Raw genomic sequence first — 13,723 nt, 5'->3', positions numbered from 1 at the left:
GTCAGGACGTGGAGCCTTAGCCGTTGGGCAGGCCGTGAAACGTCAACCACTCATCCAGTCGCACTCTGACACGGATGGGATTCTGCCCCGTCTACGGGGCAGAGGATTTCAAGCGAGGTGCTTTCGGGCCCGGGTGTTCGAGCACTGCACGGCGAGGGCCGCGATGTCGTCGTCGAGCCTTCCGCCGCTGTAGTGGAGCAGGTCCCGGTGAAGCCGGTCGAGCACCTCCCGGGGCAGCGTCGGGCCTTGCCGCCGCATCCAGTCCGGCAGTGGGAAGAACTCGCCGGTGCGGTCCCGGGTCTCTGTGACGCCGTCCGTGTAGAGCAGCAGCTGGTCGCCCGGGGCGAACGCGACGCTATCCACGCAGTATTGGTTACCGAGGAGCGTCGCGAGGTTGAGGGGCGGCGAGGCGGTAGTGGGCTCCAAGACGCGGACCTCGCCGCGGTGCACGAGCAGCGGCGCGGGGTGCCCGCAGTTGAGGAGCCTGACGTGGCCGCCGCCATGGGGGATCTCGGCGAGCAGAGCGGTGGCAAAGCGCTCGGGCAGGTCCTGGCCGGGGAAGGACGCGCTGTAGCGGGTGATGCTGATCTCCAGGCGACGGATGATGCCCCTCAGGTCGGGCTCGTCGTACGCCGTCTCCCTGAAGGAGTTGATCACCGCCGAGGCCGCCCCCACCGCGGACAGGCCTTTGCCGCGTACGTCGCCGATGAGCAGCCGGACCCCGTACGGCGTGTCGGCTGCCTCGTAGAAGTCGCCGCCGATCCGGGCCTCCTCTTGGGCTGCCAGATACAGCGACTCGATCTCGACGCCCTCGATGCGGCCTGGCAGGGGGCGCAGGAGCACCTTCTGGGCCGCGTCGGCGACGAGTCGGATGTGGAAGAGGGCCTCTTCTCGCTGGAGCCGGACATGGCTTGCGTATGCGGCCGCCAAAGTGACCGCGATGATCGCAGCCGCTGTGTACGGCGTCCCCAGGTCGGTGTAGAAGAAGCTGAGGCTGATCATGACCAGCAGGCAGAACGCCCCCAGCAGGATGGTGGGGAGCACGGGCCACATCGCGGCGGCGAGGGCGGGTGCGGCGGGCAGGAGGCGGCTGAAGGCGATCTCCCTCGGTGTGGAGAACGCCAGGCCGGCGATGAGGACGGTAAGGATCAGCGGTGACAGCCGGGCAGCTTCCCACTGGCCGCCGTAGGGGGGACGACGGCGCCGGAGCCGTCCGGGCATGATCACAAAATGGATCATATCCGGAGTTGATCTGGCATCCGGCGTTCTAATGGGGCATATGGCGCGCTACGAGTGTACGAACGCGGCGTCGGAGAGACCCGAGCGTGCGGCACCGGCGTCTGCGCAGCCGCCGCGGCCCTGAGCCGTAGCTGGCACCCGGAGCTGCCCGCTGCATCGTGGACGCCCCCGGCGGCCGACTGGTCGTAGCGGTGCTCCCCGACAGGGCGATGGCCTGCCGTTCTCGACCTGGAGCCTGACCGAGCCGGCCGACTTCCTGGTCACTGAGGCGCCGCCTCTCCTCGGAGAGGGGGCAGGTATTGCCTAGGTGCACGATGGGCACAGCCCGCGGTAGGTGACCTCGACCTCGGACACCGTGAAGCCGAACCGTTCCTCCGCCGGGAGGTCGGTCAGCGGATTGCCGGTCGGGTGGACATCGCGGATGGTGCCGCAGTTGGAGCACACCAGGTGCTGGTGCGGGTGGTGCGCGTTGGGGTCGTAGCGCTTGGCGCGGCCGTCGGTGGAGACCTCTACGACCTCACCGAGGGAGACCAGCTCGCCAAGGGCGTTGTAGACGGTCGCCCGGGAGATCTCGGGCAGCCGCTGTGCCGCGCGGGCGTGCACCTCGTCGGCCGTGAGATGCACGTGGTCGCCGTCGAGGACCTCCGCAACGACACGCCGCTGGGAGGTCATCCGCCAGCCCCGCCCTCGCAGTCGCTCCAGCAGGTCGCTCATATCGGTTCACCTATTCAGGTTCGGTGGGGCGGCCGAAGTTATCAGCGGACGTCCGGGTTCCCATCGGATATGGGCTTGGTGCGCTTCTTGACTTGGACTCAGTCGATCGTAGGATCGGTTCCGGTAATAGCCAAGAGACAGTGAAGATTCCAGTACGGCAGGAGACAGAGACGTCGGCGTCGAGACGATTGCTCCGGGGAGCGTGGTCGCGTGGGCCATATCTCCCTTCACGTCGCGTGCCGGTCGTACGGTGCCGTCGCTGACGGTCGCCTGCGCGGTCGGCGAGGCGCCTGCTGACCGCGTCCGACGACGACCACGGCTTCTCGATCGACGAGCCTGAGGTCATCTACCGAGACCTGTGCCCCGAATGTTCCACCGCCCCGCAGCTGAGCACCGTAATCCGTCTGGTCCGGAAGGATTCCCATGTCTGAGAACCATGATGCAATCGTCGTAGACGCGAAGACGGAGGGCGCAGGTGGCTGCCCGGTCGCGCACGGACGAGCCCCGCACCCGACCCAGGGCGGCGGAAACCGCCAGTGGTGGCCGGAGCAGCTCAACCTGAAGATCCTCGCCAAGAACCCCGCCGTGGCCAACCCCCTCGGCGAGGAATTCGACTACGCCGAGGCGTTCAAGACCCTCGACCTCCCGGCGGTGAAGCAGGACATCGCGGAGGTGCTGACAACCTCGCAGGACTGGTGGCCCGCCGACTTCGGCCACTACGGCCCGTTCATGATCCGGATGGCGTGGCACAGCGCGGGCACGTACCGGATCAGCGACGGCCGCGGCGGCGCCGGGGCCGGGCAGCAGCGCTTCGCGCCCCTCAACAGCTGGCCGGACAACGGGAATCTGGACAAGGCCCGCCGCCTGCTGTGGCCGGTCAAGAAGAAGTACGGCAAGAACCTCTCGTGGGCGGACCTCATGATCCTCGCCGGCAACGTCGCCCTGGAGTCGATGGGCTTCGAGACCTTCGGCTTCGGCGGCGGTCGTGCGGACGTCTGGGAGCCCGACGAGGACGTCTACTGGGGCCCCGAGACCACCTGGCTCGGCGACGAGCGCTACACCGGCGACCGAGAGCTGGAGAACCCCCTCGGCGCGGTCCAGATGGGCCTCATCTACGTCAACCCGGAGGGCCCGAACGGAAATCCGGACCCGCTCGCCGCGGCCCGCGACATCCGTGAGACGTTCCGCAGGATGGCGATGAACGACGAGGAGACGGTCGCCCTGATCGCGGGCGGTCACACCTTCGGCAAAACCCACGGCGCAGGCCCGGCGGACAACGTCGGCCCCGATCCCGAGGCCGCCCCGATAGAACAGCAGGGCCTCGGCTGGAACAACGCCTACGGCACAGGCAAGGGCGGCGACGCGATCACCAGCGGTCTCGAGGGCACCTGGACGAACACCCCCATCGCGTGGGACAACACCTTCTTCGAGATCCTCTTCGGCCACGAGTGGGAGCTGTTCAAGAGCCCCGCCAGTGCGCACCAGTGGAGGCCGAAGGACGGCGCCGGGGCGGGCACCGTGCCCGACGCCCACGACCCGTCGAAGAGCCACGCACCGACGATGCTGACGACCGACCTCTCGCTCCGGTTCGACCCTGCCTACGAGCAGATCTCTCGGCGTTTCCTCGACAACCCCGCCGAGTTCGCGGACGCCTTCGCCCGCGCGTGGTTCAAACTGACCCACCGTGACATGGGCCCGGTCGTGCGCTACCTCGGCTCCGAGGTCCCGAGCGAAACCCTGCTGTGGCAGGACCCCCTACCCGCGGTGACGCACGAGCTCATCGACGCACAGGACATCGCCTCCCTCAAGGACCAGATCCTCGCCTCGGACCTGTCGGTGTCCCAGCTCGTATCCATCGCATGGGCGTCGGCCTCGTCCTTCCGCGGCAGCGACAAGCGCGGCGGCGCCAACGGCGCGCGCATCCGCCTCGAGCCGCAAAGCGGGTGGGAGGTCAACGACCCCAACCAGCTGACGACGGTGCTGCGCACCCTGGAGGCAATTCAGAACGCCTTCAACGCCGCACAGAGCGGCGGCAAGCAGGTCTCGCTCGCCGACCTGATCGTGCTCGCCGGCAGTACGGCCGTCGAGCAGGCCGCCAAGGATGCCGGCTTCGACGTCCAGGTCCCCTTCACGCCGGGCCGCGTGGACGCGTCGCAGGAACAGACCGACGTGGAGTCGTTCGCCGCGCTCGAGCCGACCGCCGACGGGTTCCGCAACTACCTCGGGAAGAGCAACCGGCTGCCGGCCGAGTACTTGCTGATCGACCGGGCGAACCTGCTGACCCTGAGCGCCCCCGAGCTGACGGTCCTCGTCGGTGGCCTCCGCGTCCTGGGCGCGAACTACCAGCAGTCGCCGCTCGGCGTCTTCACCACAGCCCCCGGGTCTCTGACCAACGACTTCTTCGTCAACCTGCTCGACCTGGGCACGACATGGAAGGCGACGTCCGAGGACGCGAACACGTTCGAGGGCCGCGACGCCGCCACGGGCGAGGTCAAGTGGACCGGCAGCCGCGCCGACCTCGTCTTCGGGTCCAACTCCGAGCTGCGGGCACTCGCGGAGGTCTACGCGAGCGATGACGCGAAGGAGAAGTTCGTGAACGACTTCGTCGCGGCGTGGGACAAGGTGATGAACCTCGACCGGTTCGACCTCGTCTGATCGTGACGTCCAGGTCGGCCCCCGCCCGGCCGACCTGGACGTCCTCAGTTCAAAGGATCTCGACATCGTCCGCCGCCAGCGCGACAACGAGAGGGTCGCGATCGAGCAGACGGCGCGCCGGTGAGCGTGCCCGCGGGATTAGCCTGCGGTCGTCGGCCATCCGCCGGGCCGCACGGTCACCGCACTGCGTGGCAGTTCACGTGCGGCGACCCTGCGGCAGGGACATCGGCGGCGTTCCTCTGGACGAGCGGCTACTGCGCTGCTGTCGCAGCGGGAATGTCGACGCGGGCGGCCCTGCGGGCCGGCCAGAGCGAGGCGAGAAGTGCGCCTGCCAGGGCGATGAGCACGCCGAGAGCGAGGCGCCCCCAGGGAAGGACCAATGCGTAGCCCGCGACGCTCTCCTGGAGGGTGCGCCCGAGCGCCCAGCCCATGAAGATCCCCAGGACCGTGCCGAGGGTCGCGCCCAGCGCGCCGACCAGCAGGGCCTCCAGGCGGATCATCCCGGTCACACCGGCGCGGTCCAGGCCGATGGCGCGCAGCGTGCCGATCTCCTTGCGGCGTTCGAGGACGGACATCGCGAGGGTGTTGGCGATACCCAGCGCGGCGATTGCCAGGGCCATGCTCAACAGGGCGTAAAAGACGTTGAGTTGGTCGCCGATGCCGCTGGTGTCCTCGCCTGCGATGGTCTCCTTGTCGAGTACGGCCAGGGCGGGGTTGTCGCCGAGGGCGCGGGTGACGTCCGCGAGCGCGGCCCGGCTGGGGCCGCCCTTCGTGGCGACGAGGATCGCGTGGGTGTTCGGGGCGGAGTCGTAACGGGCGACGAGGGAGTCGGGTGCGGTGATGCTGGGCGTCAGATCGCTCTGCTCGTCCGCCTTGTAGATGGCGCCGATGGTGACGTTGCCCTGCTTGTCCAGCCGTTTCAGGGGCAGGCTCTGGCCGACCTTCCAGCCGGCCGCCCTGGCCTTGAAGTCGGCCATGGCGATCTGGCCCTTGGCGAGGCTGTCGAGGGAGCCCTCGATGACGTCGTACCGCAGGAGTGTGCCGATGGTGGCGGTGTCGACGCCGGTCAGTACGGAGGTGGTGCCGCCCAACTCGTACTGGGTGGACTGGTTGAGCGGGCTGTAGGTGGCGTCCGGCAGCGTTTTGAGGAGCCCGGCGGTGGCGGGGGTCATCCGCTGGCCGCCGGAGGGGGCCTTCACCACGTAGTCGGCGGTGAGGGCGTGGGTGGTCGCGCGTTCGAGGTACTGGGAGGCGGAGGCGCCGAGGACGGACAGGCCCGAGGCGAGGGTGAGGGCGATGGCGAGTGCGGCGGCGGTGGCGCCGGTGCGGCGCGGGTCGCGCACGGTGTTGCGGGCCGCGAGGTCGCCGTGGACCGGGCTCAGGCGGACCAGCAGCGGCCGGACCAGAGCGACGAACGGCCGGGACAGCAGCGGGATGAGGCCGATCGCCCCGATGAGGGTGAGGCCCGCGCCGAGGCCGATGACGGTCCGGGCGTCCGTCCCTGTGGTGAGGGCCCCGTACACCACGGTGGCGGTGCCGAGGAGCAGCAGCGTGGCGCTGAGGCGGTTGCGCAGTGAGTCGGCGCTCGCGGGCACCGGGGGCTCGGCCGCGCCGAGCGCGGCGACGGGCGGGATGGCCATGGCCCGGCGGACCGGGAGCCATGCGGCGATCACGGGCAGGGCGGTGCCGACCACCATCGCGATGATCACGGTGACGGGGGTGAGGACCAGTGGGGCGGGCGGGGCATCGGCGGGGGAGAAGAGGGTCTGGAGCAGGGAGGCGACCCCGGCGCCGGCCATGATGCCGGCCACGGAGGCGATCAGTCCGACGAGGACGGACTCGGTCAGCAGGATGCGGCGCACCTGTCGGCGGGAGGCGCCGACGGCCCGCATCAGGGCCAGCTCCCGGGTGCGCCGGGAGACCAGCATGGTGAAGGTGTTGGAGATGAGGAAGGTGGCCACGAACAGGGCGGCCGCGGCGAAGCCCAGCATGATCTGGCTCATGGTGTCGCTGTCGCCGGAGGCGAGGTTCGCCTGGAGCCGGGCGAGCTGGACCCCGGTGATGACGCTGGTGTCCTTGGGCAGTACCGATTCGACGCGGCTGCCGAGCCGGATCACGTCGGTGCCGGGATCGGCCGTGATTTCGATGTGCGTGTACTGGCCGGGCTGGAGGAACAGCCGCTGGGCGACGGCGTTGCTGAACAGCGTCAGACTGCCACCGGCGGAGAGCTTGGACCCGTCGGTGCGGAAGACGCCGGTGAGCCGGTAGGAGTCGGCTCCCGTGTTCGTACCGACGCGCACGGTGTCACCTACGCGATAGCCGGCCTTGGCGGCGCTGGCCTCGTCGAGGGCGATCGTCTTGTCGCCGGTGGGGCCGGAACCCTGGGTGAACCGGTAGGCGGGGTCCGTTCCCTGCGCGTTCGGGGCGAAGTTGCCGCCCTGGCGGAACTCGCCGTTGCCGAGCAGCCGGCCCTCGGGATCGGCCACGGCGGCGAAGCCGCTGACGCGCCCGGCGGCGGCGGTGACGCCGGGAAGTTCGGCCAGCGTGGTTCGTGTGCGGTCGTCGAGGGTGGCTGACGGGCCGTCAGGGGTGGTATCGGGTGCGGCGTTGAGGGAGATGCGGTCATAGCCGGCGGGCGCCCGGTCGACGGCGGCCTGCTTGAGGCTGTCGCCGTAGACGAGGCTGCCGGTGACGAAGGTGACCCCGAGCATCACCGCGAACGCGGTCATCAGCAAGCGGGCCTTGTGCGCGAGCACATTGCGCAGAGCGGTACGGAACATGGGGTACGGAATCCTGGGATGCGGGCTCGACGGAGGCGAGCGGGCGGCTGGTGGGGTGCCGGAGCGAGGGCGGGTCAGCTCGTGCGCGATCGGGCGTCGAAGCCCTTCATCCGGTCCAGGACCCGCTCCGGGGTGGGACGGACCATCTCGTCGACCAGGCGGCCGTCGGCGAGGAAGACCACGCGGTCGGCGTAGCCGGCGGCGAGGGGGTCGTGGGTGACCATGACCACGGTCTGGCCCAGCTCGCGCACCGAGTCGCGCAGGAAGCCCAGGACCTCGGCCCCGGCGCGGGAGTCGAGGTTGCCGGTGGGCTCGTCGCCGAAGACGATCGCGGGGCGGGAGACCAGGGCGCGGGCCACCGCGACGCGCTGCTGCTGCCCGCCGGACAGCTGTCCTGGCCGGTGGCCGAGACGGTCGGAGAGGCCGACCATCGCGACCACGCGCTCCAGCCACTGCCGATCGGGCCGCCGGCCGGCGATGGTCAGCGGCAGGGTGATGTTCTCCTGTGCGGTCATGGTCGGCAGCAGATTGAACGCCTGGAAGATGAAGCCGATCCGGTCGCGGCGCAACTGGGTGAGCTGCCGGTCGTTGAGCGTGCTCAGCTCGGTGGTGCCGATGCGCACCGAGCCGGAGCTGAACGAGTCGAGCCCGGCGGCGCAGTGCATCAGGGTCGACTTGCCGCAGCCGGAGGGACCCATGATCGCGGTGAACTCGCCCTCCCGGAAGGAGATGCTGACACCGTCCAGGGCGGCGACACGGGTGTCACCGCTGCCGTAGACCTTCGACAGGTCGGTGACGGCGGCCGCGATCCCGGCCGTCGGGTGCGGCATGAGCGTGCCGTGCTGGTCTAGGGGTGCGGCGGTCACAAGGACTCCTCTTCGGTGTGCCAAGGGGTACGGATCGAAGGGTGTCCGGGGGACGTATCGGAGCCTGGGCTGCCGTGTATCGGCGTCCGCTCCGCTTTGTAGCAGTTCTGTAGGGGCGGTTCTGAAGGGGGCAGTTCGGTAGGTACGGGCCGGGCGGTCAGACCGGCAGGCGCAGGGTAGCGACGGCGCCGCCGTCCGGGGCGTTGTCCAGGCGCAGCTCGGCGCCGAGGAGCCGGGCCTGGCCCAGGGCGATGGTCAGGCCCAGGCCATGACCCGAGCCGCGCTCCGCCGCGCCCGTGTGGAAGCGGCGCGGGCCGTCGCGCAGCAGATCCGGCGGGAAGCCGGGGCCATGGTCGCGTACGACGACGGTATGGCCCTCGACGGAGACCCGCACCGGGGTGTCCCCGTGCCGGTGGGCGTTGACGACGAGATTGCTGACGATCCGTTCGAGGCGGCGCGGGTCGGTCTCCACGGTCTCGGCCGCCTCTTCGGGCTGTACGTCGGCGACGGTGACGTCGGTGTCGAGGCCGGTGCGCGCCACCGCCTCGGAGACGACCGCCCCGAGCGGCACCCGGGCGCGGACCGGGTGTTCGGCGCCGGCGTCCAGCCTGGAGATCTCCAGCAGGTCCTCGACCAGGTCGCGCAGGTCGCGCACCCGGGCCCGGACCAGGTCCTCCGTCTCACCGGACGGCAGCAGGTCGGCGGCGGCCAGCAGACCGCCGACGGGGGTGCGCAGCTCGTGGGCCACGTCCGCGGTGAACTGGCGCTCGGTGCGCAGCCGTCGGCCGAGACTGTCCGCCATGAGGTCGACAGTGGCGGCGATGTCGTCCACCTCGTCGCGGCCCTGGGTGGGCCCCGTCCGGGCATCCAGATCTCCGGCGGAGATGCGGCCCGCGGTTTCAGAGACCCGGCGCAGTCGGCGGCCGAGCAGCCCGGCTCCGTAGACCGCCAGGGGCGTGGCCGCCGCGAGTGCGACGAGCGAGGCCACGGTCATGGTCACGTCGAGCCGGCGCAGATCGTGGAGCTGCGGGCTCATATTGACCTGAAAGGCCAGCACCGGGCTGTCCGGGCCGCCGACGCGCTGGGCGGCCCAGGCGCTCGGGCCCACATTCCCGTCGATGCGCCCGTCGTAGGCCGTGTGCCGGGCACCGTCCGACGGGTGCCGCAGCGCGGCGGGGAGGCCGGCCGGATCGAGCTTGGCACCGTCTGTGAGGGTGCCGGTGCGCCGGTAGGTGTCCATGGCGGAGTACAGCCGGTTGAAGGCCTGCATTTCGGCCTGGCTCCGGATGTCGCTCGAGGTCCACATGTGCACCAGTACGCCGACCGCCGCCGCGACCAGGCATGCCGTGGACGCGGCCAGCGCGGCGATCTTCCAGCGCAGGGGCACGCGGGCCGGCTGCGTCCGGTGGAAGGGGGGCACCGGCCTCAGCGCCTGAGCTTGTAGCCGAAGCCGCGGACCGTCTCGATCCGGTCCCGGCCCAGCTTGCTGCGCAGCCGCTGCACGCACAGGTCCACGACGCGGCTGTCGCCGTCCCAGCCGTACTCCCAGACGTTCCGCAGCAGGGTGTGCCGCTCCAGGACGATGCCCGGGTGGGCGGCGAATTCCAGCAGCAGCTTCAGTTCGGTCGGGGTCAGCGCCACCGGGCGGTCGGAGACGGACACCTCCAGACCGCCGGTGTCGATGGTCAGGTCCCCGAAGACCAGCAGCTCTCCCCCGGCCGGTGAGGGTCCCTCGCCTGCGGCCTGCCCGGGCCCCGCGGTGGGCGCGTAGGTCGCCCGCCGCAGCAGTGAACGGATGCGCGCCACGAGCACATAGGTGTCCACGGGTTTGACCACGTAGTCGTCGGCCCCGGCCTCCAGACCGGCGACGACGTCGAGCCCGTCGCCGCGGGCGGACATCATCAGCACGGGCACCAAGCTGGTCTCCCGGACTCTGCGGCACAGGCCGATCCCGTCCAGACCGGGCAGCATCACATCCAGAATCAGCAGGTCGAAGCTTTCGTCGCGGAAGAGCTCCAGCCCCGCCAGCCCGTCGTCCGCGGCAGTCATCTGGTAGCCGTAGCGCTCGAGGGCGACGGTGAAGGACCGGCGCATCAGATCGTCGTCCTCCACCAGCAGCACGCGCACAGGTCGCGGAGAGGCCGGGGCCGGGGTGGGCGAGGACACGGGGTACATGACTCCTGTTCGGACGGTCGTGAGGCACGGGTCCCGTATGCACGCACGCGCAGACGGCGACCTGAAAGAAACGATATGGCAGACATCGGACGCGGCAACCGCGTCGCACAGGAGACACGCGGCACACTCTCACCGCGTCTACCCCGGCGAATGCCCAGGTCAGGTTGGACGGCACCGCTCGAGCAGCTGCCAGATCCAAGGCACTGCGCCCCCTTCGCCATGACCCGGCGCACTGATCCGATGGACAACCAAGCGCTCCCTGATACCCACCCGATACAAACCCCGCCCAGGCCGGTGCGTCGCTCGGAGATCGCGTACGGGTCGGGCGTGAGGCGCGGCACTCACCGTTGTGTCCAGCTGTTCATCTCATCCGGAGCCGTACGGACGGTCTCGATCGCCGGACAGGCAGCTGCTGACACTCTCTGACGTGTCCATCACCGCCGCGGCCGTGCCTATGGGCGGTGAGGTCGGTGAGGACGGAGCGCCGTCGTGGCGTGGCGCGGGCTGTTGGCTCATGAGCCAGGGGCCTGCTCCGAGAGACCCCACCAGGGCGATCAAGATGTCAGGCTCAGCCGCCCGGTCCTATCGGCCGCCGTAGATCCAGCGTGGCGCGTCCGCGGGAGGCATGCGCAGAGCCTGCTCTGCGAATCCTTGCAGTGACCGCAGGAGGTGGGGGCCGGTGCTCTCGACCGCGGACCAAGCTCTGGATACGAGTCACGGCCGCCTCGCACTCTTCTGGGGAAGGGCGCCGCGCGGCTCCCGACTTCCGGGGCTCGACCCGCTACCCGCCGTCCGCGGACGGGCGGCAGCGTCGGGGGGAGAGGGGGTGGCGAACTGCTCGGGGTTAAGCCAACTCTAGTGTGCGTTGGTGTTCTTGAGTGTGTGTTACGGTCGCTCCATGAACCTCAAGGAGTGGGCGATAGCGAACGGTGTGCACCCGCATACCGCCTATCGCTGGTTCCGTGAGGGCACTTTGCCGGTCCCCGCTGAGCGGGTCGGGCCGCGCACGATCCTGGTGAACATCGAGGCGAACTCCTCACCATCCGTGACGGGCGGTGTGGGTTTGTATGCCCGTGTGTCGTCCCATGACCAGAAGGCCGATCTTGAGCGGCAGACCGCCCGTCTGTCCGCGTGGGCGGCGAAGGCAGGTCACCGTGTCGTGCGCATCGAGTCGGAGATCGCCTCGGGCATGAACGGCTCGCGTACCAAGGCCCGTCGTCTGCTGGCCGATCCGGATGTGACGACCGTGGTGGTGGAGCACAAGGACCGGCTCGGGCGGATGAACGTGGAGCTGATCGAAGCCGCGTTGTCCGCGACCGGGCGTCGCCTGGTGGTGCTGGATGACGGTGAGGTCGAAGACGACCTGGTACGGGACATGGTGGAGGTCCTGACCTCGTTCTGTGCTCGCCTGTACGGACGCCGCTCCGCGAAGAGCCGGGCGAAGAAAGCTCTGGAAGCGGCGGCGTGCGATGACTGAGACGAAGAAGCAACTCCGCCAGATCGCCCCGTCGTTCGTCGCCCTCGGCCCCTCTGGTGTGTCGATACGTGACCGGCTCAAGGGTCTGACCATCGAGGACGAGAAGGTGCTGCGCCTGGTGGGCGCGCATCTGGGGTCGCTGGCATCCCGCGATCTCAAGGCGCGGTGCGTGGACGGCTTGGAGCACTCCACCGAGTCGTGGGCGTCCCGTAAGCGGGAGCTGACGCCGCTGTCGTCGTCGCGGTGGGCCGGGGCGCTGACGAAGGCGACGCACGATCAGTGGGCGCTCGCCCGGCGCGGACAGGCCGCGCATCTCCAGTCGTTGGAGGCCGGTGTGCGCACCATCGCGCACCGCCTGTCTCTCCCGATCAGGGAGAAGGGCAGCAAGCGCGCCCCCGGCGGCTACCGTTCGAAGAGCGAGTGGTTCCAAAAGACCCGGCGTCTGGCGAGGCTTGAGGACCGTCTCACCGAGGTCCGTGCCGACCGTGAGGCGGGTGTAGTGCGGGTGGTGCGAGGCGGGCGGAAGCTGCTGAACACCCGCCACAACCTTGTCGCCGCACAGCTCACCGAGCCGCAGTGGCGGGAACGCTGGGAAACCTCCCGCTGGTTCCTGTCCGCTGACGGAGAGTCCGGCAAGCGCTACGGCAACGAAACCATCCGCATCACACCGGACGGCGAGGTCAGCATCAAGCTGCCCGCCCCGCTCGCCGAGCTGGCGAACGCCAAGCACGGCCGGTACACGCTGGCCGCACGCGTGTCGTTCCCGCACCGGGGACAGGAGTGGGCCGACCGCGTGGAAGCCAACCGGGCGGTGGCCTACCGCATCCATTACAACGTCCAGCGGCAGCGCTGGTACGTCGATGCCTCCTGGACGCATCCCGTCACCCGGACCATCCCGATGGAGACGGCCCTCGCGGACGGTGTGATCGGCGTGGACACCAACGCCGACCACCTCGCCGCCTGGCGCCTGGACACCCACGGCAACCCGGTCGGCCAGCCCCGCCGGTTCTCCTACGACCTGTCCGGCACCGCCGACCACCGGGACGCACAAGTAAGGCACGCCCTCACCCGGCTGCTGAACTGGGCGAAGACCTGCGGCGTTGCCGCGATAGCGGTTGAGGACCTGGACTTCGCCGCGGAGAAGACCCGCGAGAAGCACGGCCGTAAGCGACGCTTCCGCCAGCTCATCTCCGGCATGCCCACAGGCAAGCTCCGCGCCCGGCTCATCTCCATGGCCGACCACACGGGCATCGCGATCATCGCCGTCGATCCGGCCTACACCAGCATGTGGGGCGCGCAGCACTGGCAAAAGCCCCTCACCAGCACAACCCGTAAGACCAGCCGACACGATGCCGCGAGCATCGCCATCGGCCGACGCGCCCAAGGACACCCGATCCGGCGACGGACGACACCGCCCCGCGCACACCAGAGCGATGTGCACGGGCATCGGACCGCCCAGGCTGACCGGCGTGCCCTTGGACGTGAGGAAACCCGCCGCCCCGTCACGGACCGTGGCCAGGAGCCACACGCCCGGACAGGGAGACAACAAGGAACGCGGGCGACCAGCGCACCCAAAACCGTTCGGGATGCGCGCAGCGACAGGCAGTGCGTCCAAGACTCACTCCTGCTCACTGATTAGGAACGGTGCACGGTGTCAGGCGCGGGCCGGGACCGTGGCTCGAGCGGAATGGCCTTCCTGCTCGTTGGCATCAAGTCATCGCCACGGAAGGTCAGTTGAGAACCGGCCCTTGTGATGGGCTCCCTCCTGGAGGCCGGTGAGAGGACCGCCTGAAGACCTAGGCACTGTTTCTCGGATC

At 69.8% G+C, this 13,723-nt stretch carries 9 protein-coding genes and 1 pseudogene; 4 read left to right on the top strand and 6 right to left on the bottom strand.

All coding sequences use genetic code 11. The annotated features are described in order from the left end of the window. Positions 1-108 precede the first annotated feature (108 nt). Both J7I98_RS25470 and J7I98_RS25465 read right to left on the bottom strand, forming a co-directional pair. The gene (locus J7I98_RS25470; RefSeq protein ID WP_251021165.1) at positions 109-1,221 is read right to left on the bottom strand and encodes a PP2C family protein-serine/threonine phosphatase; all 1,113 of its coding nucleotides are present in this window, start codon (positions 1,219-1,221) and stop codon (positions 109-111) included. Between the two features lie 321 nt (positions 1,222-1,542). Beyond that, the gene (locus tag J7I98_RS25465) at positions 1,543-1,953 is read right to left on the bottom strand and encodes a Fur family transcriptional regulator (RefSeq protein WP_214926174.1); all 411 of its coding nucleotides are present in this window, start codon (positions 1,951-1,953) and stop codon (positions 1,543-1,545) included. A 204-nt stretch (positions 1,954-2,157) separates the two neighbouring features. Between J7I98_RS25465 and J7I98_RS41295 the strand changes: the two are divergent. Together J7I98_RS41295 and katG are read left to right on the top strand one after the other, a co-directional pair. Continuing rightward, positions 2,158-2,384: pseudogene (locus J7I98_RS41295) on the top strand (hypothetical protein); the annotation flags it as partial. Beyond that, positions 2,377-4,608: a catalase/peroxidase HPI gene (gene katG / locus J7I98_RS25460; protein ID WP_214926171.1), complete on the top strand. Its 2,232-nt coding sequence runs from the start codon at positions 2,377-2,379 to the stop codon at positions 4,606-4,608. The pseudogene J7I98_RS41295 and the gene katG, both read left to right, overlap by 8 nt. A 251-nt stretch (positions 4,609-4,859) precedes the next feature. Here katG and J7I98_RS25455 read toward each other — a convergent pair whose 3' ends face one another. From J7I98_RS25455 to cseB, 4 genes are all read right to left on the bottom strand, one after another. Next, complete coding sequence (locus J7I98_RS25455; protein ID WP_214926160.1) at positions 4,860-7,388, bottom strand: ABC transporter permease; 2,529 nt, start codon at positions 7,386-7,388, stop codon at positions 4,860-4,862. Positions 7,389-7,462: 74 nt separating this feature from the next. Further along, positions 7,463-8,218, bottom strand: coding sequence for an ABC transporter ATP-binding protein (locus J7I98_RS25450; protein ID WP_214926182.1), 756 nt, complete (start codon positions 8,216-8,218; stop codon positions 7,463-7,465). A 193-nt stretch (positions 8,219-8,411) separates the two neighbouring features. Beyond that, positions 8,412-9,674 (bottom strand): HAMP domain-containing sensor histidine kinase, encoded by a 1,263-nt coding sequence (locus tag J7I98_RS25445; RefSeq protein ID WP_308377928.1) that lies wholly within the window; start codon positions 9,672-9,674, stop codon positions 8,412-8,414. Positions 9,675-9,679: 5 nt separating this feature from the next. After that, positions 9,680-10,429, bottom strand: a complete 750-nt coding sequence (gene cseB, locus J7I98_RS25440; protein ID WP_214926135.1) for a two-component system response regulator CseB — start codon at positions 10,427-10,429, stop codon at positions 9,680-9,682. 898 nt (positions 10,430-11,327) lie between these two features. Here cseB and J7I98_RS25435 point away from each other — a divergent pair. Together J7I98_RS25435 and J7I98_RS25430 are read left to right on the top strand one after the other, a co-directional pair. Then, positions 11,328-11,906 carry an IS607 family transposase gene (locus J7I98_RS25435; RefSeq protein WP_214926133.1) on the top strand — a complete coding sequence of 193 codons (579 nt, stop codon included), beginning with the start codon at positions 11,328-11,330 and terminating at the stop codon, positions 11,904-11,906. Continuing rightward, positions 11,899-13,545: a transposase gene (locus J7I98_RS25430; protein WP_214926132.1), complete on the top strand. Its 1,647-nt coding sequence runs from the start codon at positions 11,899-11,901 to the stop codon at positions 13,543-13,545. Before J7I98_RS25435 ends, J7I98_RS25430 begins: the two co-directional genes overlap by 8 nt. The last annotated feature ends 178 nt before the right edge of the window (positions 13,546-13,723 follow it).

The sequence above is a fragment of the Streptomyces sp. ISL-98 genome (genome assembly GCF_018614055.1).
Taxonomy (GTDB): Bacteria; Actinomycetota; Actinomycetes; order Streptomycetales; family Streptomycetaceae; genus Streptomyces; species Streptomyces spiramyceticus.
This window is presented reverse-complemented; position numbering and strand designations above follow the sequence as displayed.

Bases quoted from the DNA above. Each gene is read 5' to 3' on its own strand.
- J7I98_RS25470 (WP_251021165.1), bottom strand. From the start codon at position 1,221: ATGCCCGGACGGCTCCGGCGCCGTCGTCCCCCCTACGGCGGCCAGTGG.
- J7I98_RS25465 (WP_214926174.1), bottom strand. From the start codon at position 1,953: ATGAGCGACCTGCTGGAGCGACTGCGAGGGCGGGGCTGGCGGATGACC.
- katG (WP_214926171.1), top strand. From the start codon at position 2,377: ATGTCTGAGAACCATGATGCAATCGTCGTAGACGCGAAGACGGAGGGC.
- J7I98_RS25455 (WP_214926160.1), bottom strand. From the start codon at position 7,388: ATGTTCCGTACCGCTCTGCGCAATGTGCTCGCGCACAAGGCCCGCTTG.
- J7I98_RS25450 (WP_214926182.1), bottom strand. From the start codon at position 8,218: ATGCCGCACCCGACGGCCGGGATCGCGGCCGCCGTCACCGACCTGTCG.
- cseB (WP_214926135.1), bottom strand. From the start codon at position 10,429: ATGTACCCCGTGTCCTCGCCCACCCCGGCCCCGGCCTCTCCGCGACCT.
- J7I98_RS25435 (WP_214926133.1), top strand. From the start codon at position 11,328: ATGAACCTCAAGGAGTGGGCGATAGCGAACGGTGTGCACCCGCATACC.
- J7I98_RS25430 (WP_214926132.1), top strand. From the start codon at position 11,899: ATGACTGAGACGAAGAAGCAACTCCGCCAGATCGCCCCGTCGTTCGTC.